23 protein-coding genes and 1 pseudogene are annotated in these 23,072 nt (G+C 69.6%); 21 read left to right on the top strand and 3 right to left on the bottom strand.

Going from position 1 to position 23,072, the window contains the following annotated elements; genetic code table 11:
• The first annotated feature begins 20 nt into the window (after positions 1 to 20).
• The 21 genes and pseudogenes from GA0115233_RS19030 to GA0115233_RS18935 all read left to right on the top strand — a co-directional run bounded on the left by GA0115233_RS19030 (position 21) and on the right by GA0115233_RS18935 (position 16,309).
• Positions 21 to 872, top strand: coding sequence for a relaxase/mobilization nuclease (locus tag GA0115233_RS19030; RefSeq protein WP_093721447.1), 852 nt, complete (start codon positions 21 to 23; stop codon positions 870 to 872).
• Between the two features lie 13 nt (positions 873 to 885).
• Positions 886 to 1,590 carry a hypothetical protein gene (locus GA0115233_RS19025; protein ID WP_093721446.1) on the top strand — a complete coding sequence of 235 codons (705 nt, stop codon included), beginning with the start codon at positions 886 to 888 and terminating at the stop codon, positions 1,588 to 1,590.
• 26 nt (positions 1,591 to 1,616) lie between these two features.
• Positions 1,617 to 2,375 carry a hypothetical protein gene (locus tag GA0115233_RS19020; RefSeq protein ID WP_093721445.1) on the top strand — a complete coding sequence of 253 codons (759 nt, stop codon included), beginning with the start codon at positions 1,617 to 1,619 and terminating at the stop codon, positions 2,373 to 2,375.
• Positions 2,372 to 2,701, top strand: a complete 330-nt coding sequence (locus GA0115233_RS19015; RefSeq protein WP_093721444.1) for a hypothetical protein — start codon at positions 2,372 to 2,374, stop codon at positions 2,699 to 2,701. The genes GA0115233_RS19020 and GA0115233_RS19015 overlap by 4 nt, the downstream gene beginning before the upstream one ends.
• Positions 2,702 to 2,723: 22 nt before the next feature.
• Positions 2,724 to 3,107 carry a hypothetical protein gene (locus GA0115233_RS19010; protein ID WP_093721443.1) on the top strand — a complete coding sequence of 128 codons (384 nt, stop codon included), beginning with the start codon at positions 2,724 to 2,726 and terminating at the stop codon, positions 3,105 to 3,107.
• Positions 3,104 to 3,907 (top strand): DUF317 domain-containing protein, encoded by an 804-nt coding sequence (locus GA0115233_RS19005; protein ID WP_093721442.1) that lies wholly within the window; start codon positions 3,104 to 3,106, stop codon positions 3,905 to 3,907. The genes GA0115233_RS19010 and GA0115233_RS19005 overlap by 4 nt, the downstream gene beginning before the upstream one ends.
• 29 nt (positions 3,908 to 3,936) lie before the next feature.
• A complete protein-coding gene (locus GA0115233_RS19000) occupies positions 3,937 to 4,293 on the top strand; it encodes a hypothetical protein (protein ID WP_093721441.1) in 357 nt (118 codons plus the stop codon).
• Positions 4,294 to 4,417: 124 nt separating this feature from the next.
• Positions 4,418 to 4,576: pseudogene (locus GA0115233_RS42380) on the top strand (hypothetical protein); the annotation flags it as partial.
• A 6-nt stretch (positions 4,577 to 4,582) separates the two neighbouring features.
• On the top strand, positions 4,583 to 5,104 hold the full coding sequence (locus GA0115233_RS42375; RefSeq protein ID WP_369691372.1) for a DUF317 domain-containing protein: 522 nt from the start codon (positions 4,583 to 4,585) through the stop codon (positions 5,102 to 5,104).
• A 74-nt stretch (positions 5,105 to 5,178) separates the two neighbouring features.
• Entirely contained in the window at positions 5,179 to 5,703 is a 525-nt protein-coding gene (locus GA0115233_RS18990; protein ID WP_176711853.1) for a hypothetical protein, read from the top strand.
• Between the two features lie 2 nt (positions 5,704 to 5,705).
• Positions 5,706 to 6,494: a DUF317 domain-containing protein gene (locus GA0115233_RS18985; RefSeq protein ID WP_093721439.1), complete on the top strand. Its 789-nt coding sequence runs from the start codon at positions 5,706 to 5,708 to the stop codon at positions 6,492 to 6,494.
• A 35-nt stretch (positions 6,495 to 6,529) separates the two neighbouring features.
• Positions 6,530 to 8,323: a type IV secretory system conjugative DNA transfer family protein gene (locus tag GA0115233_RS18980; protein ID WP_093721438.1), complete on the top strand. Its 1,794-nt coding sequence runs from the start codon at positions 6,530 to 6,532 to the stop codon at positions 8,321 to 8,323.
• The gene (locus tag GA0115233_RS18975; protein ID WP_093721437.1) at positions 8,320 to 8,778 is read left to right on the top strand and encodes an XF1762 family protein; all 459 of its coding nucleotides are present in this window, start codon (positions 8,320 to 8,322) and stop codon (positions 8,776 to 8,778) included. The genes GA0115233_RS18980 and GA0115233_RS18975 overlap by 4 nt, the downstream gene beginning before the upstream one ends.
• Positions 8,779 to 8,965: 187 nt before the next feature.
• Positions 8,966 to 9,568: a hypothetical protein gene (locus GA0115233_RS18970; protein ID WP_093721436.1), complete on the top strand. Its 603-nt coding sequence runs from the start codon at positions 8,966 to 8,968 to the stop codon at positions 9,566 to 9,568.
• Between the two features lie 197 nt (positions 9,569 to 9,765).
• Positions 9,766 to 10,236 carry a hypothetical protein gene (locus GA0115233_RS41790; RefSeq protein ID WP_255310263.1) on the top strand — a complete coding sequence of 157 codons (471 nt, stop codon included), beginning with the start codon at positions 9,766 to 9,768 and terminating at the stop codon, positions 10,234 to 10,236.
• Entirely contained in the window at positions 10,233 to 11,072 is an 840-nt protein-coding gene (gene trpA, locus GA0115233_RS18960; protein ID WP_093721482.1) for a tryptophan synthase subunit alpha, read from the top strand. Before GA0115233_RS41790 ends, trpA begins: the two co-directional genes overlap by 4 nt.
• Complete coding sequence (locus tag GA0115233_RS18955; protein WP_093721434.1) at positions 11,065 to 11,532, top strand: hypothetical protein; 468 nt, start codon at positions 11,065 to 11,067, stop codon at positions 11,530 to 11,532. The genes trpA and GA0115233_RS18955 overlap by 8 nt, the downstream gene beginning before the upstream one ends.
• A gap of 96 nt (positions 11,533 to 11,628) precedes the next feature.
• Positions 11,629 to 12,492, top strand: coding sequence for a hypothetical protein (locus GA0115233_RS18950; protein WP_176711858.1), 864 nt, complete (start codon positions 11,629 to 11,631; stop codon positions 12,490 to 12,492).
• Positions 12,489 to 13,757 carry a DNA cytosine methyltransferase gene (locus GA0115233_RS18945; RefSeq protein ID WP_093721433.1) on the top strand — a complete coding sequence of 423 codons (1,269 nt, stop codon included), beginning with the start codon at positions 12,489 to 12,491 and terminating at the stop codon, positions 13,755 to 13,757. Before GA0115233_RS18950 ends, GA0115233_RS18945 begins: the two co-directional genes overlap by 4 nt.
• Positions 13,757 to 14,875: a DnaB-like helicase N-terminal domain-containing protein gene (locus GA0115233_RS18940; RefSeq protein WP_093721432.1), complete on the top strand. Its 1,119-nt coding sequence runs from the start codon at positions 13,757 to 13,759 to the stop codon at positions 14,873 to 14,875. Before GA0115233_RS18945 ends, GA0115233_RS18940 begins: the two co-directional genes overlap by 1 nt.
• Positions 14,876 to 14,941: 66 nt before the next feature.
• Complete coding sequence (locus GA0115233_RS18935; RefSeq protein WP_093721431.1) at positions 14,942 to 16,309, top strand: DUF317 domain-containing protein; 1,368 nt, start codon at positions 14,942 to 14,944, stop codon at positions 16,307 to 16,309.
• 361 nt (positions 16,310 to 16,670) lie between these two features.
• On the opposite strand, the gene GA0115233_RS18930 is transcribed toward GA0115233_RS18935, so the two are convergent.
• The 3 genes from GA0115233_RS18930 to GA0115233_RS18920 are packed head-to-tail and all read right to left on the bottom strand — an operon-like array spanning position 16,671 to position 22,617.
• Entirely contained in the window at positions 16,671 to 19,748 is a 3,078-nt protein-coding gene (locus tag GA0115233_RS18930) for a type I restriction endonuclease subunit R (RefSeq protein ID WP_093721430.1), read from the bottom strand.
• A 3-nt stretch (positions 19,749 to 19,751) separates the two neighbouring features.
• Positions 19,752 to 21,074: a hypothetical protein gene (locus GA0115233_RS18925; RefSeq protein ID WP_218063500.1), complete on the bottom strand. Its 1,323-nt coding sequence runs from the start codon at positions 21,072 to 21,074 to the stop codon at positions 19,752 to 19,754.
• Entirely contained in the window at positions 21,067 to 22,617 is a 1,551-nt protein-coding gene (locus GA0115233_RS18920; RefSeq protein ID WP_093721429.1) for a type I restriction-modification system subunit M, read from the bottom strand. The genes GA0115233_RS18925 and GA0115233_RS18920 overlap by 8 nt, the downstream gene beginning before the upstream one ends.
• Positions 22,618 to 23,072: the final 455 nt, after the last annotated feature.

Below are 23,072 nucleotides of genomic sequence, written 5' to 3'. Positions count from 1 at the left end.
ATGTCGAGCCGGGTGCCGTCATGATCCCTCGCCTGCACGCGCGGACCCACTCGCCGCGCGACCCGCTCGCCGAGGCACTCGGGCGGCCCCTTTCTGCGAACGAGGGCCGGACGGAGTACACCATCGTCGCCCACTGGTCGGGCCTGGACTACTACACCCCGGATGACGAGCAGAGAACCTGGACGTCGGTTCAGTGGGCCGAGCACCTCGAGGATCCCTACCTGGAGCATCCGTTCGCTGCCAGTGCGGACGACGACCGACGGGCGATCCTCCATCTCGACATCCGCCTCCACCCGGACGACCGGGAGCTGACCGGTCCCGAGTGGGCCGAAACCGCTCACCGGTTCGCGCGAGCCGCCGGTATCGAGATACCCGGCGCCGCGGAGCACGGCTGGCGGTGGATCGCCGTCCAGGCAAAGCCCGGACGCCTGGACCTGATCGCCAACCTGATCCACCTCGACGGCACGTGGCGCACCCCGCCCGCAGACATCCTGCGGCGCCTTGCCGACGAGGCGCGCCGCATCGAACAGGACCTGAACCTGATCCCGGCCCGCACCGGTCCCACAGCTCGGCCCGCTGTCCGTACGGCGCCCACGGCATCCGCGCAGCTCGCGAGCGTCCTTGCGCAGCTCGCCGACGAGCAGGCCGGCCCGCTGGCCACGGTCCGCGGACTGATCGAGCACACCGCTCACCGCATCGCCCGCCAGCCCGGAGCCGCCGGCACCGAAGCGGCACACGGTCTGGAGCTGATCGCCCGCCGGCTCCACGCGATCCAGCAGGACCTGGACACCGCCGCGGCCCACCTGGTCCGCCGGTCCCGGATCGCCGCTGCACCGCCCGTAGCCCGGCACACCGCCCAGAGATCTCCGTAGGAGCAACGCTTCCTTGCCCCGCAACACCGACCGCTTCCTGGACATCCGCCGTGACCCGCACTCCGACGAACTCCTCGCACGCGGCGGCGACTCCGAAGCACACAGCATTCTCCAGCGCGCGGGGTTCATCGCGGTCGTCCGCCTCCACGAGATCTACCACCGCGTCCCCGCCGACCTCACCGAGGACGACGAGTCCCGTCTCGCCACCGATGCCGTAGCGCGCCTGCGGGCTGCCGGGTACCACGTCGACTGCGACGAACCGTTCAACACCGACGCCCGCCCGGCCCGCTACCCCGCGCTCGGTACCTCGGTCTCCCACCTCGCCGAACGCCTGCGCGAAGCCACCGACACCGCCGAGGCAGCCGACATCCTCACCGAACTCACTGCGCCCCACGACGGCATCCTCGCTGGGTTGGAGGAAACCCTCGGCGCCCTGGCGGAGTTCTTCGGCGGACTCGGCGACACGACCGACCCCTATACCGCTGGGCGGCTGCGCTACCTCGCCGACGAATACGTCCGCGTCATCCACTCTGACCTCGCGCACACCCGCGAACGGCTGGCCGACCGGCACGCCCCTCACCCCGGCCGCCGCCCCTGCGCCGAGCAGGTTCCCGACCACGAGCCCGAACGCTCCGCGGTGTGCGCCTGCCCACCCCCGCCGCGGGCACTGCCGGTGCCGGCACCGCCGCCCGTCGGTGCCACCCGCCTGCGCCGCTGAGCCCCTGCAACTGCCCAAGGACCACCATGCACGACCACGACACCTCCGAGCGCCTCGCCTCGTACGCCGACGTCCTCGCCGGTGAACTCCCCGACACCTGGACCAGCACGCACCTGACGGCCGACGCCAAAGACGACCTCGCCGAACTCACCGACCGGATCTGGGACCTGGACCTGGTCGCCGCCTCCCTCGCCGAGCACCCACTGACGCAGGCAGCCGTCCTCAGCCGCCCCGACGGCGCCCAGCTCGTCCTCCTGGACCGGCACGACGGACGCGACGGCTTCTTTCTCGCCGCCGTCGCCCCGCGCGCCCTGCCCGACGAGGCGTACCGGGCTGTCCCTGAGCCCAATGGCATCGCCCTGGCAGACGACCCGTTCCTGAGTGCCGAGCAGGTCGCCGGTGATCTGCTCGCCCGCTACGACCGTGCGCTCGCACAGGTCCGGCACAACGCCCTGGGTGGCATCCAGCCCTCCCAGCCGGACCGGATCGTGTTGACCTGGCAGCCGGACGGCAGCGTCGCCACCGCTCCCGCCGACGACCGGGCCGGCGCGATCCTCGTCGCCCACGGCTTTATCCAGGACCCGCAGAGCGGCATCTACCGCCTGGGTGGTGACGACACCCAGGTCCAGGCCCGCGCCCTGCGCGAGATCGGCCCGCGCCTCGACGCGCTCGGCATCGGTACCGCCCTCCAGCACCCCGCCGGACGGACCGCGCCCACCTCCGCCCCGGCATCCATGCCGCCGGCCCCAGCCGGCACCCGCACGCCAACCGCCAGGACTCGATGAACCAGGCGGAGGCCGACCTCGGGTATTCCTCCCTGCTCCTGACCGGTCCGTGCACGGCCTCCGTACCCCGTAAGACGCCCGGGCGGCCCCGGTACCCCGCCGGGGCAGCCCGGCACATCGCCCGACTCCCGGAGAAACCCGTAGCACCCCGCACACCCCCACCGATCAGCAACCGGCTCAAGCCCCGACTCGCCACGGCCCTGTTCCGCCGCTATCTGCGCGCTTGCATACCGACCGGCCCCGACCACACCTCCCCGCTGACCGGCGCCCGCCCAGAGGCCGTCCTCACCGAGTCACAGCGCGTCGGGCAGCGCCACCACCACTGACCGTCCACCGACCCGGAGGAGCATGTCCCACCCCGCTCCCTACCCGGTGAGACTGGCCGACGAGATCACCCGCCAGCTCGGCCAGCTCGCCGACCACCTCTCGCAGCTTCCCCCGCCCCAGGCCGCGCAGGTCATCGCCCGCGTTCTCGACCCGGACGCCGGAGTCCTCGGCGGCGTCACTCACCTCGTCGCCACCGGAAGCGTGTTCGCCAAGGACCAGGCAGAGCGCGGCGCGCTCCCCGCGGAGGTGTGGCTCGCTCTGGGCCGTGCCTCGAACGAACTGCACGACATCACCCTCGACCTGGACGAACACCAAGACACCCTCAAGCGCGTCGGCGCCCAGCCCGCCACCACCGCGGCGAAGCCGCCGGCACCCGCACCGCTCGTGGTCCGGCGGCGCCGGTGAAGAAGAAGCAGTGGCAGGGCTGGGGGCCCGGCGAGCAGGCCGAGCAGCACTACCTCGTCCAGCCCCGTGCCCTGGCAGGCGGCGGCGACGTCCGGCACGTCTCGGAGTTCCTGCGCGCCTCGGGCTGGCGGGACAAGTCCAAGACCGGCGGCCCCTTGCTTATGGAGAGCCCGGACCGGACCGTCCGCGTCGCCTACGACCCTTACGTCCTTCCCGGCGGCTGGACCATCCACGGCCGGGCAGACGGGGCCAGCGGCGAGTGGTCGGCACACCTGGGCCGTCAGGCCCCGGTGGAGATCGTCGCCGGCCTGACCGACGCCCTCACCCGTCCCCGCTCCGCACACGCCCCCAACGTCTGGGCCCCGCTGCAGGAGCAGAACTGGCACACGCGTTTCGAGGGCGAACACTACGTGGCGACCAGCCCCGATGGCACCGCCTGGATGCAGTACCGCCAGAACCCCGACGGGGCGGCGATGTGGTGGAGCGGAGCGCAGGACAAGCAGGGCAACGGCTGGACGGCCAACTTCACGCCGAACACCCCGATGCACCTCGTGCAAGCCTTCTCCACCGAACTCGCCAGCCCCGAGCCCGTGATGCGCCCGCGCGGACGCGTACCCCACAGCGCGCAGATCCGCACCTGGTCGGTATCCGTCAGGCCCTCCCAACTCAGCGCCTGGCAGCAGGCCCGCATCACGGCCGCCCGGGCCGCCACCTGGGCCCGCAACAGCGCCCGAAGCGCCAGACCGCGCACCACCGCCCGCGCTCACGCCGCCGCCGGCGGCGCACGAACCCGCCGCTGACCACGACACCCACCACCCCGAGGAGCCCGATGCCTTCAGTCACCCCGGACACCATCCGCGCCGCGACCGACACCCTGTGCCGCCTCACCGAATACCTGCGCGAGAACCCCGACCCCCAGGAGGCGCTCGCTCTCGTCGAGCCCCTCCTCGACGAATACACCGGCCTGCCCATCCAGCTCGGCGACACCCTGCGCGCCCTCGCCCGCGCCGTACAGAGCCACCCGAACACACCGCGCAGCGAGAAGATCAGCGATCTGGTCACCGAGCTGCGTGCCGCGGCGTGGGTGCAGACCGACCAGTACATGCTCCACTACGTCCTGGACGAGCTGCGCAAGCAGATCGTCAGCGCCGCCCCAAGCGAGCCGGGGTGCGGCCGGTGCCGCTGAGCGAACGGCAGCTCGCCGCCTTCGCCGACAAGCACGCCTGGCGGATCCCCTTCGACACCAGCCCCCGCCACCTCGCCGGCCCCGGGGATGCCCGCCACGTCACCCACGGCCTGGCCGCCGCCGGATGGAGCGCCGTCTCCGACCCTTTGAGTGCCGAGATCGTCCTGCGCAGTCCCGACCTCCGCCACAGCCTCCAGTTCGACCCGCAGCCGCCACCTCTGCGAGGTGGCGGCTGCGGGCCGAGCCCACCGACACCGAGCCCGACTGGTACGCCGAGTTCGGTGAACTCGTGCCCGCCGAGGTCCTCGCCGGCTTCACCGACGCCCTCATCGCCCCGCCGCCACAGCAGCCAGACCCGTGGCAGCCGGTGACCGCGGCGGGCTGGCACCGCGACACGGACGGTACGGCGCGCTCGCCGGACTCCATGTGCCACATCGAACTGCGCCCGTTGAGCGAATTCAGTGGCCGGTCGTCCTGGCACGTTGAGACCTGCGAGCCCGGCGACGGGCAGTTCCCCGGCCCGCGCATCTGGCACGCCTACTTCGACGAGGGCGTCCCCGCCCGCCTCGTCGGATCGTTCCTCACCGCGCTGGCCGACCGCAGCCCGCTCCAGCGCGGCATGTACGACCGCACCGGCCACTACAGCGCCGTCCAGGAGCCCAGCCCGCTGCGCCCGCAGCAGGTGGTCGACGCCCACACCGCCCGTATCGCCTCGCTCCGTGCCCGGGCACGCTCCGCCCGCAAGCAGCAGACGAAACCCGCGACGACCCCGGCGCAGGCCCACACCGCCCAGCCGGCTCCTCGTCGCTGAACCGACAGGACCCCTTTCCCATTTCCGCCGATCACCGCGCCCACCGTGAACTCCTCCGTCACCTCGACCATTACGTGAGCGACAGCAAGAAGATCCTCGACGCCTGGGACGCCTACTCCGACGAGCACACCGACCTCGACGGCTGGCCCTACGACGACCACGCCTACGGAAGGCGCGCGAGCCAGCGCGACGCCGACACCGCCGAGGCATTCGAGCCGCTCCGGTACGGCGCCCGTCACCTGCTGGCCACGGCCGAGACTCAACTGGCCCAGCTGCCGGAGAACAGCGTGCAGAGCCGCTGGGTCTACCAGCTGGGCGTCCTGCGCGACGCCCTCGACCGACTCGACGAACTACACGAGCAATGGCTGATCACCCGCGACGCCCTCCCCGCCACCGCCAAGCCCGGCACCCCGGACTTCGACGACGCACTCGCCGCACATCACGCCGAATCGTGGAGCTACCTCGACGACTGGGCCACCCACGGCAAGGCGCTCCGCGAGATCAACACGGCCGCCCGCAAAGCCCCTTCACCCCTGGCTCCCACACCGACACCGGCCCCGGCCACCGCGCCCGACCGGCGAGCTGCGGCACGAAAGTGAACATGGCCCCGACTCCCGAGACCGTCGAGGTCGACTTCATCACGCCGCGCCACCTGGCCGGCGGCGGTGACCCCGCCTGGATCACCGTCCCCCTGCACCGAGCCTGCGGCTGGAGCCACGGCAACGACCCCCTGATGCCCCGCGTCCTGCTCTCCAGCCGGGACCAGAAGGCCCTCCTGCGCCTGGAACCCGACCCCGACGGACAGTGGTGGACCCTCCACCATGCGGCGGAGGCGGACCGGCCCGCCTGGTACGCGAGTTTCGGCGCCCGCACCCCGGTCGAACTCATCGCCGCCTTCACCGACGCCCTCACCGACCCCGCCCCTGCCCCCGCCGGGAGCACACCCTCGGATCCGTACGAACCGCTCCGGCAGAACGCGTGGCAGCCCCCGGCCATCGGCGCTGACGGCCTCGTGTCGCCCGACAAAACGGCCTACGTACAGCGCCTGGGAACCGCGCAGGAGCCGGGAGCCTGGTTCGTCACCGCCTCCCTCGGCCCAGAGCGAAAGCCGGTGTGGCAGGCCCGCTTCGGCGAACACACCCCTGCACGACTGGTCGCCGCGTTCACCACCGCGCTCACCGATCCGCACCCCGCAGCGCGTACCGGCAGCTTGCGCAGTCTTCCCACCCGCGACCCGGGCGTCGTCACCCGCCGCACGACGGACGTTCTCGCCGTGCACGTCGCCGCCGCCCTGGAAGAACGCGTCCACGCCCTCGCGGCCCGCCACACCGTCCAGACGGCTCCAGGCCCGCCGCGCCAGCCGCCGGCCAGGAACAGCCGCAGCCGCTGAATGCCCCGCCCCCCGCCCGGAAGGCACGTAACTCTTTGCCCCCCACCTCCTCCAACAGTTCCACCGACGGGTACGAGATCGTCCTGCGCCTCCTGATCGGCGTCGCAGCCGTCGTCGTCCCCCTGTCCCACCTCGCCTGGCTGTCCGGCAACATCACCGCCTACCTCACCGGAGGCGGCTGGGCGCCGTACCAGCCGACCACCGCCCTGCTCCACCCCGAGCGCCTCTGGCCCCATATGGGAGAAACGTCCCTGCTGATCGGGGCACGCGTCGTGCCTGTTCTCCTCCTCCTGGCCCTCGGGACAGCGGCGGGCATTTTGTGGGCTCGGCACAAGAGCCGCAGCGGCGGCCGGAAGAAGAAGATCAGCGGCATGGCCAAGGCCCGGGACGTCGAACCGCTGATGGCCAAGGCGATCACCGACAAGGCCCGCTCCCTGCGCCCGAGCCTGAAGGACGCCAAGCACATCGAGGCCCGGGACACCGGCATCCTCCTCGGCAACCTGCAGAACACCAAGCACGAGATCCGCATGGGCTACGAGGACGTGGCCGTCGCCATCATGGCACCCCGCTCGGGCAAGACCACCTCGCTCGCGATCCCCTCCATCCTCGCCGCGCCCGGCCCGGTCCTGCTGACCTCGAACAAGGCCGCCGGCGATGCGTTCACCGCCACCTACGACGCCCGCGCCGCGGTGGGACGGGTGTGGGCGATGGACCCGCAGCAGATCGCGCACGCCGCACGCGAGATGTGGTGGAACCCCTTGGCGGACGCCAAAACGTTGGATGGCGCCGGGCGGCTGGCCGGCCACTTCCTCGCCGCCTCCGTGGACGCCTCCCAGCAGGGCGACTTCTGGTCCAAGGCCGGATCCAACATCCTCGCCCAGCTCTTCCTCGCCGCGGCCCTGGACGAGCGGCCGATCACCGACGTCATGCAGTGGCTGGCCTTCCCCGCCGACCGCACCCCGCTCGACATCCTCCGCGACCACGGATTCACCGCCGTCGCCGCCCAGCTCAAGGGCACCGTGGAAGGACCGCCGGAAACCCGGGACGGCATCTACGAGACCGCCCGCCAGTACGCCGCCGCGCTGCTCAACAGCGAGATCTCCGCGTGGGTCACCCCGCAGAAGAACGTCCCTGAGTTCAGGCCGTCCGAGTTCGTCACCTCCACCGACACCCTCTTCCTGCTCAGCAAGGACGGCGGAGGCGGAGCCTCGGCGCTGATCGCGGCGTGCGCGGACTCGGTGATGCGGGCCGCGACCGCCCAGGCCGAACGCGCCGGCGGACGCCTCGACCCGCCCATGCTCGCGATCCTCGACGAGGCCGCCAACGTGTGCAAGATCTCCGATCTTCCGGACCTGTACTCGCACCTCGGATCCCGCGGCATCATCCCGATCACGATCCTGCAGTCCTACCGCCAGGGCCAGAAGGTCTGGGGAGACGCCGGCATGGACGCCATGTGGTCCGCCTCGACCGTCAAGGTCATCGGCTCCGGTATCGACGACCCCGACTTCGCGGACAAGCTGTCCCGCCTGATCGGCGACCACGACGTCGAAACCACCTCGACCTCGCACTCCGAGTCCGGCAAGTCGACCTCGGTGTCGATGCGACAGCAGAGGATCCTGCCCGCCGACGAGATCCGCGCCCTGCCCAAGGGCACGGCCCTCTGCTTCGCCACCGGTCTGCGCGCCGCCATGCTCGACCTGCGCCCGTGGTACCAGGAGCCCGGCGCGGCGGAACTGTCCGCGGCCTCCGACCGCGCATCCAAGGCGATCACCGCCCGGGCCAACGCGAAACACGCACCGGTGCAGTCCGACTTCGGACCGGCCGCGTGAGCGAATCGCGCCTGCACCTGGTGCCCGTCCGCTCCCGCGATGCCAAGGAATTCGTCCGCCTCTGGCACCGGCACCACCCGCCGCCCGCCGGACAGATCTTCTCCCTCGGTGCCGCCGACGAGGCCGGCATCCTGCGCGCCGTGGCCGTGGTCGGCCGCCCCGTCGCCCGCCACCTGGACGACGGCACCACCCTCGAAGTCACCCGCACCGCCAGTGACGGCACACGCAACGCCAACTCCCTGCTCTACGGCGCCGCCTGGCGAGCGGCCAAAGCGCTCGGATACCGGCGGCTGATCACCTACACGCAGGCAGGGGAGAGCGGAGCCTCGCTGCGCGGCGCCGGGTGGCGCATCCTGGCCCACCGTCCTCCAAGGCCGGGCTGGCACACGCCGTCCCGGCCGCGGACGGACCGCGGAACCGCGCAGATCGCTCGCACACTGTGGCAAGCGCCCTGACAGGACACGCTCATCGGCACCTACGCATCCCACGACCTCGACGACATGACGTCCGCCGCAGCGCTGGACGCGGTCATCGCCGCGGCCGTCCCGCTCAGCAGGCGCGGTACCACTTGCAGGCTCGCCAGGCCCGCCAGGCCCGCCTCAGCAACCGCCAGATCCCGTTTCCCCGACCCCCTGGACCACCGTGTCTCTTCTGGACATCCCCGATGTGTTCATCGGGTCCACCGACGACGGGCACACCTTCGTCATCATCAACCGCCGCATCCCCGATGCCGACCGGATGCTGACCGAGGCCGGGTTCCTCGCCCGCGAGCACCTCGGCCGCACCCTCTACCTGCTCCCGCCAGGCACTGCCCAGGACGCGCACGAGCGCGCGGGGATCGCGATGTACGGGCTCCTGGCCCACACCCACGACCTGATCGATCTCTGCTGGACAACGCGCTGGACCCCCGGCAGTCCCGTCGCCGACCCGGAGATGCGCTTCCACTTCAGTGCCGGCACCGTGGCAGTGACGGCCAGGACCGCCGCCGCCCGCTCCCTCCTGGACCGGCACGGCTTCATCCCGATGGCGAACGGCTCTTCCTACCGGCCGCCGGACGGACTGGACGAGCGCCGTCTGCTCGGCGCCGTGACAGCTGCCGAAACCCACGCCTATACGCACGGTCTCAGTGTCCGGGTCGACCTCGGCATCCCCACGCCGGCCGACATCCCTCCCGCTCCCCGCCGCACGTCAGCTGCCGCCCCCGGCTCACCGACCACGCCTGCGGCCCGCCGTCGCACCCGCTGACCCCCATTCGGATGGGGGTCGGGGTTGTGAACGATCGTCGAGCCCCGGCCACGGGCGCGCAACGGTCACACCTACGCACCCCAGCCCGTTGACTGCCAGCCCCTTGGAGTCTTCCCACGTCGACCCACACCCCGAGTGCGCATGACCTCGCCTGCGCGCTCGCCGACCAGATCCGCCCCGGCGCCGCTCCCCGTGACGTGGGCGTCAGCTTCAGCGTCCGCCGACAGGCAGCAGCCAAGTACGACCACGGCTCCTGCGGCGGCCCCGTGACGGCTTTCGCCCAAGCGCTGCACGCCCAGCTCTACGGCCTTCCCACGGACGACGATCCGCTGCCCACCGCCCTGGACGCGCTCCTGCAGGCCACGCACACCGCGACCGCCCCCGAGCAGCAGACCGCGATCCTGCAACAGCTCGCCGAGCAGCTGCGCAACGCCACCGAGATCATCCAGCGCTACCAGTACCAGGCTCAATGGGACCGGCTCCCCAACGCCGTCGCCGAGCGACTCCGGGACGCCCGCGACCAGGCCGAGCAGGTCACCAAGACCCTCGACGCCGTCGCCCCCGCCTTCAGCAGCCAGCCCGCCACGCCCCTGCCGCCTGCCGCGCAACCGCGCCACACCGCCAGACCATCCGCGCCCACGACTCCACCGGCCGGGCGCCGCCGCTGACCTCCGGCGACAGCCCACCCGCCGGGAAAGGCACCACCCTGGCCACCGCCGACCCCCTCCGCACCCGCCTCACCCAAGGACCCTGTGCGCTGGGCGTGTTCATTCCCGCCGGCCTGCACCCGGCAACCGCACAGCGCCAGCACCTCGACCAGCTCGCGCAGGCAGGCGCCGACCTGTTCGAGGTCGGCCTGCCCACCGAGGACGCCGCCCTCGACGGCCCCGTCATTCAGGCCGCCTACCACCGCGCCCTGCACAGCGGAAACGCCCTCGACCAGGCCGTGCGCGCCGTCGAACACGCCGCCAGCCTCCGGCCGACCGTTGTCATGACCTACTGGGAGCCCGTGAGCCGCCACGGCCCCGCGTACGTGGCCCGCCTGTTCGCCGACGCGGGCGCCGCCGGCGTGATGATCGTCGACCTGCCCGCCCACCAAGCGGCCCGCTGGCACGAAACCGCATGGGCGACGGGCCTTCGCACCCCACGCCTGATTTCCCGCACCACCCCTGACCCGCTCCTCCCGGCCGCAGTCGCCGGCGCGTCCGGATGGCTCTACGCACCCGCGAGCACGGCCCCCACCGGCTACCGAGGGCCACTGGACATCCCTGCGCTCGCCGGCTTCACCCAGCGGCTACGCGCCGCGAGCCCACTGCCCGTGGTGTCGGGAGTGGGGATCTCCACCCCGGCCCTCGCCGCACGCGTCGCCCCGCTGGTGGACGCCGTCGTCATCGGCACCCCCGTCGTCCGCGCCCTGGCCACCGACCCGGCCCAAGCCCCGGTCCTGACGGCCGCGTTCGCCCGAGCCCTGCACCCGACCACCCTCACGGAGACCCGTGTCTGATCCCTCCGCCCCGACCGAGGCCCTCGACCGGATCACAGCTGACGCCCTCACCCTGCACCAGGCCCTGCGCACCAACAGCATCGGCCACGCGCTCGCGCTGGCCGCGCGGATCACCGACGCCCAAGACATCGCCGGCGCCGCCCTGCGGCTGTTCCTCGACCTCGCCCAGCACACGCCGCACACCACGGCCGGGGAGCTGCTGCTCCTCGACCACATCGCGCAGATCGCCAAGGCCGCCCAGGACGCAAGCGCCGAACTGACCGCAGCCCTCGCCCGCGCCGTGGAGAACCAACGCCGCCGTGCCGACGCCACGACAGGGCCGGCCGTCCTCATCCGCCCCTCACCACAGCAGTTCATCGAGTCGGCCACCGACCTCCTCGACCGCATCCCCGCCCTCCACCACGCCATACACCGCGACCGGCTGATCCCGCCCAGCCGGCTGACGCACCAGCCTCATTGAGGGCGCGCCCCCCTTTCCCCATCTCCAGGACAAACCATTTCAGATCAGCCTCAATTCCGTGCCCTTTCCCTGGGCGCGGGAGTTCAGTCCAGCACCCTGCTCGCCCTTTCAGCAGAAGGGATCCTCCCGAAGGTCGACTACGCGATATTCGCCGACACCGGATGGGAACCCAAAGCCGTTTACGCTCACCTGGACCGACTGGAACAGGAGATAGCCAAGCCAGCCGGTATACCGGTTCTCTGCGTCTCGTCCGGAAACATTCGCAGCGACGCCCTGAATCCGGACCACCGCTTCGCCTCCATGCCCCTGCACATCCTGAACAAGGACGGGCGGCCTGGCATGACCCGCAGGCAGTGCACCGGCGAATATAAGGTAAAGCCGATAAAACAGAAGGTGCGCGAACTACTCGGACACCCCTACCCCTCGCGCATCCCCAAGGGGGTGTTCGTTGAGCAGTGGGTGGGAATCTCCACCGACGAGTTCCACCGCGCCAAAGACGCCGACGTAAAGTACATGCGCAACCGGCATCCACTTCTGGACCTTGGCTGGAGCAGAGCGGACTGCGTTCGTTACCTGACCTCGCTCGGGCTGGCCGATACACCGAAATCGAGCTGCCTGGGTTGTCCGTTCCACGGAAATGCGCAGTGGAGGCATATCAGGGACACGTCCCCGTCCGAGTGGTCGGACGTCGTCGAATTCGATGCGGCCATCCGGCAGGGCAATGCCCGCGCCAACGCCTCGGGCAGCCGACTGCTCGGCGAGGCGTTCCTGCACCGCTCCCGCGTCCCGCTGAGACAGGCGCCGATCGACCACGTCACCGCCGCCGAGCGGGCAGCACTGCGCATTGACGCGGACGAAGCCGACGCGCTGGAGAACGGCGTCGTGGACGGCTGCTCCCCGTGGGCGTGCCGAGGGGACGCGGACGCGCTGACCCGCGACGACTTCGGGCTGGCCACGTGATACTCGACCTCTTCGCGGGTCCGGGCGGCTGGAGCAGGGCACTGGGGGTCCTCGGGGTGCGCGACGTCGGCCTGGAATGGGACGAGTGGGCTTGCAAAACGCGTGTGGCCGCTGGGCAGTTGACGATCCGGACCGACGTGGCCATGTATCCGACGTGGCCCTTCCTCGGCCGCACGCGCGGGCTGATCGCCTCCCCGCCGTGCCAGGCGTGGAGCATGGCCGGCAAACGCCTCGGCCTGGTGGACCAGCCGCTGGTGCACGCGGCGGTGGAGGATCTCGCTGCCGGACGTGACACCCGAGAGCGTCTCCTCGCCGCCTGCCGCGACGAGCGCTCCCTGCTCGCGGCCGAGCCGATGCGCTACCTGCACGCCCTGAACACGGTCGGCGAGCCTGAGTGGGTCGCGATGGAGGAGGTGCCGGACGTCCTGCCGCTGTGGAAGCAGTACGCGGCCGTTCTGCGCGGCTGGGGGTTCTCGGTCTGGTACGGGATCCTCAACGCCGCCGACTTCGGCGTTCCACAGACGCGCAGGCGAGCGATCCTGATCGCCTCCCGGGTCCGTACGGCACAGCCTCCCACCCCCACGCACGCCCAGATCGCCGAGCCGGAATCGCTGTTCGGTCCGGGCCGCGCCCGTTGGGTCAGCATGGCCGAGGCCCTGGGATGGGGTGCGACTGACCGGCCCGTGCCCACCGTCTGCGCCGGCGGCGGACCGGGCGGCGGGCCCGAACCGTTCCCGTCGGGCTCCCGCAAGTCGCTCTCCGACGCCCGGGAGCGCGGCACCTGGATGCCCAGGCCGGACGGTGTGCTCCTGCAGTCCCGCCGCGAAGGAACTGGCTGGAAGGCACGGCACGGCGCACGGCAGAACCGTGCCGCCGACGCTCCGGCGCCGACGTTCACCGCCGAGGCCCACCGCTGGTCCTGGTCCCTGCGCAGCAACAACCAGGCGAACGCCACCGTCCGCCCGCTGTCCGAGCCGGCGGGCACGCTGTTCTTCGGGCACCGCGCGAACGAGTGCACCTGGGTCGCCGAACCCGCCTCTCCGACCGAGGACACGGACGCGGCATCGGTGCCGGAGCCGATCCGGATCACCGCCCGCGAGGCCGGCCTCCTGCAGACCTTCCCCGCCGACTACCCCTGGGCCGGCAACAAGGGCCAGCAGTTCTCGCAGATCGGCAACGCCGTGCCCCCGTTGCTCGCCGGCCACCTCCTCGCCCCGCACCTCGGCGTCACCCTCGACCCCGACGACTTCACCCTCGCCGCCTGATGCCCCACGTCCCCGAACCCGAAGAAGACGACCTCGACGCGATCGCACCTCTGCAGCCGGTGTTCCACGTCGAGCAGGCCCTCCTCGGCGCCCTGCTCCTCGATCCGCACCGTCTCGGCGACGTGACCGGCGTCGCCGCCGACTCGTTCTCCACGGCCGCGCACGCCGCCGTGTTCGCCGCCATCAGCGCCCTGCCTCCGCCCGACCCGGCCGAGCAAGCGAAGAACACCAAGTGGCTCGACCGAGTGCTCGCCACGGGCCAGCAGCAGGCGCGCGGACTGACCGCGTCCTACCTGCACACCCTCGTCCAGGTCTGTCCCTGGCCCCGCCACGCACCGGCCTACGCCCGGATGGTCGAGGCAGAAGACGCCCGCCGGCGCCTGCAGAGGGCCGCCGAACGCCTCATCCACACCGTCCACGACGCCTCCCTCCCGCACCCCGTCGAGACAGTGCTCGCCGAGGCCGACGCGCTCGCCGCGGTCGTGGACGACATCGCGAGCCGGTTCCCGCCGCGCGCCGGAGTGCTGCCACGCACCGCGGCACCGCCGCCGGCCATCACCACCGACCACACCGAGGCGGTCGAGGAGGAGCAGCTGCTGCTCGCGACCGCCACCGCCCACCCGGCCGACATCGAGTCCGTCCGGTGGCTGCTCCCCGACGACCTCACCCGGCCCCTGCACGCCGGCCTGTGGCAGTGCCTGACCGCCCTGGCCCGCCGCCGCGAGCCCGTCGATCCCGTCACCGTCCTGTGGGAGGCCCAACAGCGCGGCCTGCTCGACAACACGAGTGACCCCAGCGAGGTGCTCCGCCTGCTGGCCGAACCGGCCGGATCCGTGGAGCACTGGGCCGAGCGAGCCCTGCAGCGCTCCCTCCTGGCCACCGCCGATCAGGCTGGCCAGCGCATCTCGGCGTACGCCGGAGACCCGGCAAACACCCCGTTCCAGCTCGTCGTCGGCGCACGCCGCGCCCTCGCCGACATCAGCGCCGTCCGCACCCGCTGGCAGCACGCCACCGGAACCGTCCCGCCACCACGACCGCGCCCGGCACCCGCCACTCGCGCCGGCCCGCCGACCACGACGGCCGCTCACGCCGCCCGCGCCGCGCGAGCAACCCGATAGCACCCCGCATACGCCGGTGGCCGGGCCCGAAGGCCCCGTCACCGGCAGAAGAGACGACATCCCAACGTGACTCCCTCCATCGACGCACACGTCCGCCTCGACACCCACCCCACCCATCCCAGCGCCGTGACCGCTGTCCTGACCGGCAGCCAGGCCCGCATCGCTCTCACGGCTCTCGAGGCAACCGACTGGGCCGTCCTCGCCGACAACGTCCTGGTCTTGGCCCGCATCGACCACGAGGAGCCCTACTGGGCTGAGGACGCAGCCAAGCATCTGTCCGCCGGCGGCATCAGCGTCGAAATCACCCCTCGACTCCGGGAGGCCATGGACGAGGAATGGACCTGGGCGGACTATCCGATGCCGTGGTGCACCCGCAGCGAGATCCGCGAGGTCTCCAACCAGGCGCAGAAGATCCACGACGACATCCGCCACGGCCATCTCCTCATCCACGCACACGCCCGCGACGGCCACACCACCGTCGCGGTCGGCACGTACCTCGGCCGTGACGGCAAGTCGGTCTACCTCCACGGTGAGGACCACCTGCGCCAAGTCGCCGACACATTCGACTCACCCGCTCAGGCCCTGCTCGCCTTCGAGAAAGTCCACGGCACCGACATGCGCCCCGGTCCGGCACCCCTGACCGACGCCGAGCGCGCCGCCGTCGAGGCCAGTGCCACCTTGGACCTCGGTGCAGCGAAACCCGGGCCTCACCGCCCGGAGTCGGAGACCGTCCCTGTCTACCTGGCCGATGCCGGCGACCACGACGCCCTCCTCGACTCCTTCCTCGACAGGCACGGCGAGTTCGAGAAGTGGCGGACTTGGTCCGACGAGACAACCCACGCCATCCACGAGTCGCAGACCCTGCGCATCGAGCGCGTCCACGAGACCCCGGCTCACGAGACCGCGTGGACCGTGGCGGCCTACGAGACGCCCGTCTCCGACCGCATGTGGGTCCTCACCGCTACCGGCGCCACCCCCGCCCCGGTGATAGAGGAACTTCTGCATCACCTCGCCGACGGCGACGGCTGGGACACGCCCACCGGCGCCCCGGTGGGCGAGAAGATGGTCACTGCGGCCACCCAGCCGCTCTCCGACGCCGGATGGAAGCACACCGTGGACGGGCGATGGATCCGCTGGACATCCCCCGACGGGAACGTGGGCGTCCAGTTCGACGCCTTCACGGCACAACACCCGAATCAGAACCTAGCCACCTGGACCGTCTGGGCCGGCCCCGGACCGGACCGGCCGACCTGGGCCATCACTGCGTCGCCACATACGCCGACTTCGCTGATGGCGGATCTCTCAGAGAACCTCGCCCACGAAACCGGCACCCGCAGCCATCAGGCCACGGGTCGCGCACCAACAAAGGGACTCGCCGTCACATCGCCGACTGCTCTGGCGGTCACGAGCTTTGCAGCCAGCCATAGGCGCTGATCACGGATACGCCTGAAGAGACCACCCGACGACCAAATCTCGCCAACAGACACCCAAGGCCAGCCGACACTGTCGGCCGTCACTCCGCCCCATAAGCTCGCGGAACGGCTCGTGCGCCCGGTCCACGTGCCTCGGCTGCGGAGCTCCACCCGCACGTCGTCCGCCCAGTAATGGCAGAACGCCCTCCTGAGCGCGAAGCCCGAGGCAGGCTCCGGACCCCCAAGAACGGCGAGGGGAGTCTGGCTGCCCTACGGACCCCTGGAGCTGCACTCTGCTTGCGACCAGCGGCAAGCAGAACTGAACACAAGCAGCCCAGGGGATCTGACAACCACCACAGGTTGCCGGATCCCCTGGGCGTACATCAGTCGACGAGGTAGTGGGCTTCGATGTAGGCGACGGTGGAGCCATACGGTTCCCCCACCGGCTTCAACGCGTACCGGCGGAAGACCGCGGCGGTGGCACGGCGAACACCTCGGTTGCGGGCCTCGGCGTTGTCCCACGACTGCGCGAGGGTGCGCTTGACCACTTGATCGATCTCCTCGGCCAGGTTCCGCTCCGTGACGGTGAGGCCGGACGGTGCGTGATCGTGAATGATCCGCGACAGGACACCCACATGGTCATCATCCAACACGACAGCTTCGTCCGGGTGCTTCTCAGCGTTCACGATGGCACGGGCGACTCGGAGTGCTTCGGCCAGGAACTCCAGCGCGTCCTGGGCGTTCTGGATGATCCGGTCCCGCAGCTGCCTGATCCGCTCTGCCAGGGCGGTGTACTTCGCAGACCCCGGTTCGACCCCCCTTTCGAGGGCGGCCTTGATCTGGTCCAGGATCTCCGCCGCAGACGGCGGCCTCTTGTCCTCGCTGTCGTCCTTGTCGGACTTGGGGCGGACGAGGGCCAGCAGTTCCTTGAGGATGGTGATGCCCTGGGCGTCGAGGACGAGGGGTTCCTCCTGGGCAGCGACCACAGAGAAGGAGTGGACGTGGGCATTGATTATCTCCAGGACCATCGGCCCCAGCTCGCCCAGGCGTTCCTTCCTCTCCTCGTCGGAGGACTTTTTGAACAGGGTCGTGTACGCGGACCCGAACAGCCCGAACCCGTCCCGGTACTTGGCGATCCGCTTGTCGGTGTTGATGAGCGGGTACAGGCGGGCCAAGAGCCGATAGTCTTTGGAGAACGCCTCGGCGGCGACAGGGTCGGCGTCCAGGAAGACGTTAATGGCTCGTACCGACTCGTACCCGTGGACCGTGAGGTCCAGTCCGTCCACGTTCGCAAACAGGTCTTCGATACGGGCGAAAGTGGTGCGGAACTCGGCGACCAGGTCGGTCACGTCGGTGACGAAACCCCCACCCTTGCCAGCGGTCCCCTCCGCGGTGGGGTCGACGACGGCCCGCTGGACCTCCTCGGCCAGGCTGATGTAGTCCACGACCACACCGGAGGTCTTCACGAACCCGGTCGGGGACACCCAGGTGCGGTTCGGCCGGGTGATTGTCTGGAACAGGTTGTGGGCCTTCAACGGCTTGTCCAGGTAGAGGACGCCCTCGTTGGGGGCGTCGAACCCCGTCATCAGCTTCGCGGTCACCACCAGGAAGCACAACGGATCGTCCGGTGCGAGGAAGCGCCGCTTCTGCTCCTCCTCCTCGACCTCCGAGAGCCGGTAGGGCCGCATGGCGGCGTCCTCGTCCTTGGAGTCCTTGACGTGGATGTTGACCTCGGCGGTGATCCGGTCATGTTTCCCGACCTCGGCGAGCACCTGTGACGCCTCGAAGCCGGCCAACAGCTCGTTGATTTTGTCGGTGTAGGCCACGGCCAGCTCACGGTTGTAGGCGACGACCTGGGCCTTGAGGCCGTTGCGGTAGGCGCCGGCCAGGTAGTGGTCCACGATGTCCTGGCAGACCGTGTGTATCCGTTCGGGGTTGGCGAACACCGAGGTGAGGCGCCCGAACTTGCGGGACAGGGTTTCACGGTCGGGGTCGTCGAGGTCGAATTCGTCGGCGAACTGGTCGAACTCAGCCTGCAGCCCCTGGTCGTTCATCTCGAAGGTGACCGGGTGCGGGTCCAGCATGACCGGGACGGTGGCCTCGTCATGCAGGGATCGGGACACCGAGTATCGGTGCAGCACCCTGCCGGGGTCGGTCTCCTCGCCGAAGAGGGCGAAGGTGTCGGTGGCGAGGTTCCTGATCGGGGTGCCCGTCATGCCGAAGAACTTCGCATGCGGCAACGCTGCACGCATCTGCCCGGCCAGAGACTCCTCCTTGGAGGACTGGGTGCGATGTGCCTCGTCGACCAGCACGATGATGTTGCGGCGGGTCGATAGGTTCTTGCCGGCGTCGGCGAACTTATGGACGGTGGTGGAGATAACGCCGCGTACGTCGTCGGCCAGCAGGGAACGCAGCTTCTTGCTGGTGGCGGGCTGGTGGAAGTAGGCATCCCCCATCGCGGAGGTGAATACCCCAGAGGTCTGCCGGACGAGGTCGGTGCGGTCCGAGAGCAGGATGATCGTTGGCGAATCGGTGCGAGTGTCGGCCAACAGCAGGGAGGCGGCGAACACCATCAGCAGTGTCTTCCCGCTGCCTTGGTGGTGCCAGATCAGACCCTTACGGCCGTCGGCCAGAACCCGCTCGTGGATCAGATGCGCGGCCTCCATCTGCGGATAGCGGGGCAGGTACTTCTTGTCCGCGCCGCCCCCGGAGGTGCTGAAGAGGGTGAAGTTGGCGAGCATATCCAGGACCGTGGCCGGGGTGAGCAGCAGCTCGACAGAGCGTTGCACGTCGGCCTGCCCGGAAAGGGCCTCATCGTCGGCAGTGGACCGGAACGGCTGCCACAAATTCAGGGGCGCACCGGCGGCACCGAATCGCAGCTTCAGCCCGTCAGAGGCGATGGCGAAGAGGTTAGGGGTGAAGAACCATGGGTACTCGGTGGCATACACCTCGTTGATCTCGCGGGCGGCGCCGGCCCACCCCGACTTCGCGGTCGGCGACTTCACCTCTACGACAACGAGGGGCAGGCCGTTGACCCAGTAGACGAGGTCGAACCGTCGGGGGGTCTTGCCAGGGATGGTTATGGTCACCTCGTCCGACACGACCAGCGTGTTGGCGATTGGATGCTCGAAGTCGACGAGCTTCAGGGCGTGCCACACGCCGTCGGCGTGCCGAAACTCCTTCTGCCCGCGCAGCAGTTTCAGCACCTGTTCATTGGCCCGCACCAGCCCGCCCTCGACGGCGTTGACCGTGGCGACGATCTCCTCGACCACGGCGTCCACGTCGAACCCGTCGATCACCTCAGGGTTAAGTCGGACGATGGCGTCCCGCAGGTGGCTGACGATCACCGTCTGCGTCGTCTCACGCGGCAGCGACCTGCCGGCTGTGAAGTTCCAGCCCATTGGCAAGGACCATTGGATCATCAAATTCTGGAACTCGCGCTCCCGAATGCCCTTTGCCACGCCTCAGACCCCCAGATCGGCAGACTTGATGTCGATGGTGCGGTCCAGTAGCCCCGCCAGCAGCCCGGCCCGGACTTCACGGAGGCGGGCAGCCTCTGCGCGGGTCGCCGCGACGACCTCGCTCATCGAGTCGAGCTCTGCGGCGATGCGCTCCTGGTCGGTCACGTGCGGGAGACGCACTCGCATGCCGAGCGCTCGCCTAGACCCGATGTGCTTGATGTTGGTGCCGCCAGCGACCTCACGGAATTTCCCGGACTCGTACGCCCAAAGGCACCAGTGCTTGACGAACGCCGGAATGCTTACGCCTTGGATGGCGCGATAGCGAAGCAGAGTGTTCTGGAAGCAGACCGGGGCTGGAATCTCGTCCCGCCACATGGCTGGCATTCCTACTGCGGTCTCGCTCGCGCTCCCCTCGGAGACGAGGACGTCCCCGTACCGAAGCCCGAAGGTCTCACGTTCGCTCGGGTTGAAGTCCATCTCTAGTACGTCGGAGAGGTCGAGAGTTCCGTAGCCGACGTTGGCAGACCGTAGATAGGGAGTCATGTGCGGGCCGGAGGCCCGTTGCGGCGAGCGCTGGCGTCCCATCGTGATGTCGAATGCCTCGTCCGCCAGGACTTCATCGGCGGAACCATCTGTCATCAAGTCGGCGCGAAGGCGACGAAGGACGTCTCTAAGCGCATCCGCCTCCGCGTCGAGCGCGGCGATCTGAGCATCGACCGCGTCGATGACCTCGACGATCCGCTGCTGCACCGGCAGCGGTGGAATTTCCATGACGATGGTGAGGAAGTCAACAGGCTTCACTCGCTCACGCCTGCCACCCATCCCCTTGGACGCCCCCTGAAGGGCAGCCCACATGCGCTGTGTCGTGGCGAGGATGCGAAAGAAGTCGGGGTCAGCCTCGGATGAGAAAGCGAAGGTGGGGAATTCCTGCGAGGCGAACGATTCCGGCAGGTCGCCGGGTGTGACGGTGATCGCACCCTCGAACGCCTTGAGTCGACTGTAGACAAGTACGCCCGGGCGGATGCGGTTGAGCTTCTTGTAGGAAGTTGAGCTTCCGGCCACGGGATCACGGAAAAGCAGACCTCGCCCCCGGTTCAGCACCCCCACGATTGGGTAGCTCTGGTCCGGGTCCACCTCCACGGATTCCACGTTCAGGGTTAGGAACCGTGCCAAAGGCGACGGGGTCCAACCATTCTGAACCAGGGCGGCATCGTTATGGCCCGTGGTATCGCTCATCGAAGCGCCGGATCCCTGCAGCGGAACGGCTACCTCGCGACGTACGGGAGTTTCCAGATCACCGAGGCTGATCTGCTGCCAGTCACTCATCGAAGCCCTCGATCCCTGCGGCAGAGAGGACCGCGAGCATGCGCTGCTCGGTCTTTTGGCGCTCAGCCCGGGCGATGTTATAGGCGTCGATGAGGGTGCCGAGGTCCTCCTGCTCCGCGGCGGCCTGCTTGATGTAACGGCCGATGTTGAGGTCGAACCCGTTCGCCGCGATCTCTGTGGCGGGGACAAACCGCGCCGAGAGGCCAGCCTCTCCGTCACCGTCGGAGCCCGAGTGATAGGCCGTCACGATGTCGGTGATGTCTGCGGCAGTAAGGAGGTGACGGTTCTTGGCTTTGGTAAACCGTGTGGAGGCGTCGATGAACAGCACGCCGCCCTGCCGCTCCGGGGTCTTGGTGCCCGGGGCACGCAATACCAGGATGCAGGTCGGAATCGTCGTGTTGTAAAAGAGGTTCGACGGCAGCCCGATCACGGCTTCCAAGAGGTCGTCGTCCAGGACGCGCCGGCGGATAGCTGCCTCCTGACCAACTCTGAAGAGAACGCCGTGCGGCAGGACGACGCCGGCACGGCCCTTCTTCGGATCCATGCTGGCGATCATGTGCTGCACGAATGCCCAGTCCGCCGACGACTGTGGGGCGACCCCACCGATGGCGCGCGGGTCGTTGGTCCAGGGCTTCCACTTCAGGCTGTAGGGCGGATTGGCGACAATCACGTCGAATTGCTTGACGGACCCGTCCGGCTTCTTGAAGCGCGGGTCCCTCAGGGTGTCGCCGACCTCGACCTTGAATTCAGTCAGGTTGTGCATGAAAAGGTTCATGCGGGCCACACCTGCAGTATCCGTTACCGCCTCTTGCCCGTTCAGGCTCAGTGTGTAGCCCCGCCCGCCGTGGGTCTTCAGGAAGTTCGCGGCGGCAATGAGCATGCCACCAGACCCGCAGGTCGGGTCGTACACCGACTCATGGTTCTTGGGGTCCAGCAGCTCGATGATCAGCTCGACGACCTCACGCGGGGTGAAGAACTGGCCGGCGCGGGTGCCTGACCCGTCGGAGAAGCGCTTGAGCAGGTACTCGTACGCTCCACCTAGCACGTCGTGGGACATGTTGCCCTCGTGCATCTTGGGGGTGCGGTCCATCGCCCGCATGACCGACGCCAGCACCTCCCCTGGCAACACCGTTTCGGAGGTCCAGGTCATGGACCCGAACAGACGGGAGAACTTGTCAGGGTTGGCCGACTCGATGGCCTGGAGGGAAGCGCGAACCCGCTGGCCGAGGCCGTGCTGGGCGACGGTGGCGAGGATGGATGACCAAGAGGCGCGGCGCTCGGCGACGGTACCAGGGAAGATGAAGGGGATCTTGAACGTCTGGTAGTTGCTGTACTCGACCTCGTCGGCTTCCTCGGCTGAGAGGTCGAGGTCCTCGTTCTCCTTGAGGAAGATCTGGTGGGTGTGCTCCCAGGTATCCGACAGGTACTTCCAGAACATCAGAGGGAAGACGACCGAGGAGTACTGCGCTTCGGGCATCGCCACGCGCAGCTCGTCGGCGGCGTCCCACAACCGGTTCTCGATCTCCTGCTGGGTCACTACCATCAGTCGGGGGTGTCCTTGCTCGTCTAAAGGTGGCGACCCGAGGGTCGTGGTGTTCCTATCAGTCAGCCCAGTACGGGGATGCCCGGCGCGCATCCACCGGACACGCCGCCGAGTGGACATGCGCGGGGCGTCGCATCCCTGTGCGGACGACCCGCCAACGATATCCCTCCCCAGGACCACGAAGGACGGCAATCGCGCCCAGCAGGAGACGCTCCGAGACTGACGGAGACGGCGCCACAGCGACGCCGTGGGCTGGCCGCCCTATGGCGCGTGCTCGTCGGCGACCGCCCCTTCTGCGACGTCTGGCGCGCCCGCCCTCGTGATCGACAGGTCACGCCTTCGATCGCGCGCCCGGCAGGTGCATGACTCGGCCCCGATGTGCTCCTGGAGGACGGCGCTATCTACGCCCTCATCACCGACGACTCGATCCCGGGACACGATCACGACGGGCTCTG

The sequence above is a fragment of the Streptomyces sp. DI166 genome (assembly GCF_900091315.1).
GTDB classification, from domain to species: domain Bacteria; phylum Actinomycetota; class Actinomycetes; order Streptomycetales; family Streptomycetaceae; genus Streptomyces; species Streptomyces fuscus.
This window is presented reverse-complemented; position numbering and strand designations above follow the sequence as displayed.

What these genes read in the sequence shown, in the direction of transcription:
- GA0115233_RS19030 (WP_093721447.1), top strand. Translation starts at nt 21, where the DNA reads ATGATCCCTCGCCTGCACGCGCGGACCCACTCGCCGCGCGACCCGCTC.
- GA0115233_RS19020 (WP_093721445.1), top strand. Translation starts at nt 1,617, where the DNA reads ATGCACGACCACGACACCTCCGAGCGCCTCGCCTCGTACGCCGACGTC.
- GA0115233_RS19015 (WP_093721444.1), top strand. Translation starts at nt 2,372, where the DNA reads ATGAACCAGGCGGAGGCCGACCTCGGGTATTCCTCCCTGCTCCTGACC.
- GA0115233_RS19010 (WP_093721443.1), top strand. Translation starts at nt 2,724, where the DNA reads ATGTCCCACCCCGCTCCCTACCCGGTGAGACTGGCCGACGAGATCACC.
- GA0115233_RS19000 (WP_093721441.1), top strand. Translation starts at nt 3,937, where the DNA reads ATGCCTTCAGTCACCCCGGACACCATCCGCGCCGCGACCGACACCCTG.
- GA0115233_RS18985 (WP_093721439.1), top strand. Translation starts at nt 5,706, where the DNA reads ATGGCCCCGACTCCCGAGACCGTCGAGGTCGACTTCATCACGCCGCGC.
- GA0115233_RS18940 (WP_093721432.1), top strand. Translation starts at nt 13,757, where the DNA reads ATGCCCCACGTCCCCGAACCCGAAGAAGACGACCTCGACGCGATCGCA.
- GA0115233_RS18925 (WP_218063500.1), bottom strand. Translation starts at nt 21,074, where the DNA reads ATGAGTGACTGGCAGCAGATCAGCCTCGGTGATCTGGAAACTCCCGTA.
- GA0115233_RS18920 (WP_093721429.1), bottom strand. Translation starts at nt 22,617, where the DNA reads ATGGTAGTGACCCAGCAGGAGATCGAGAACCGGTTGTGGGACGCCGCC.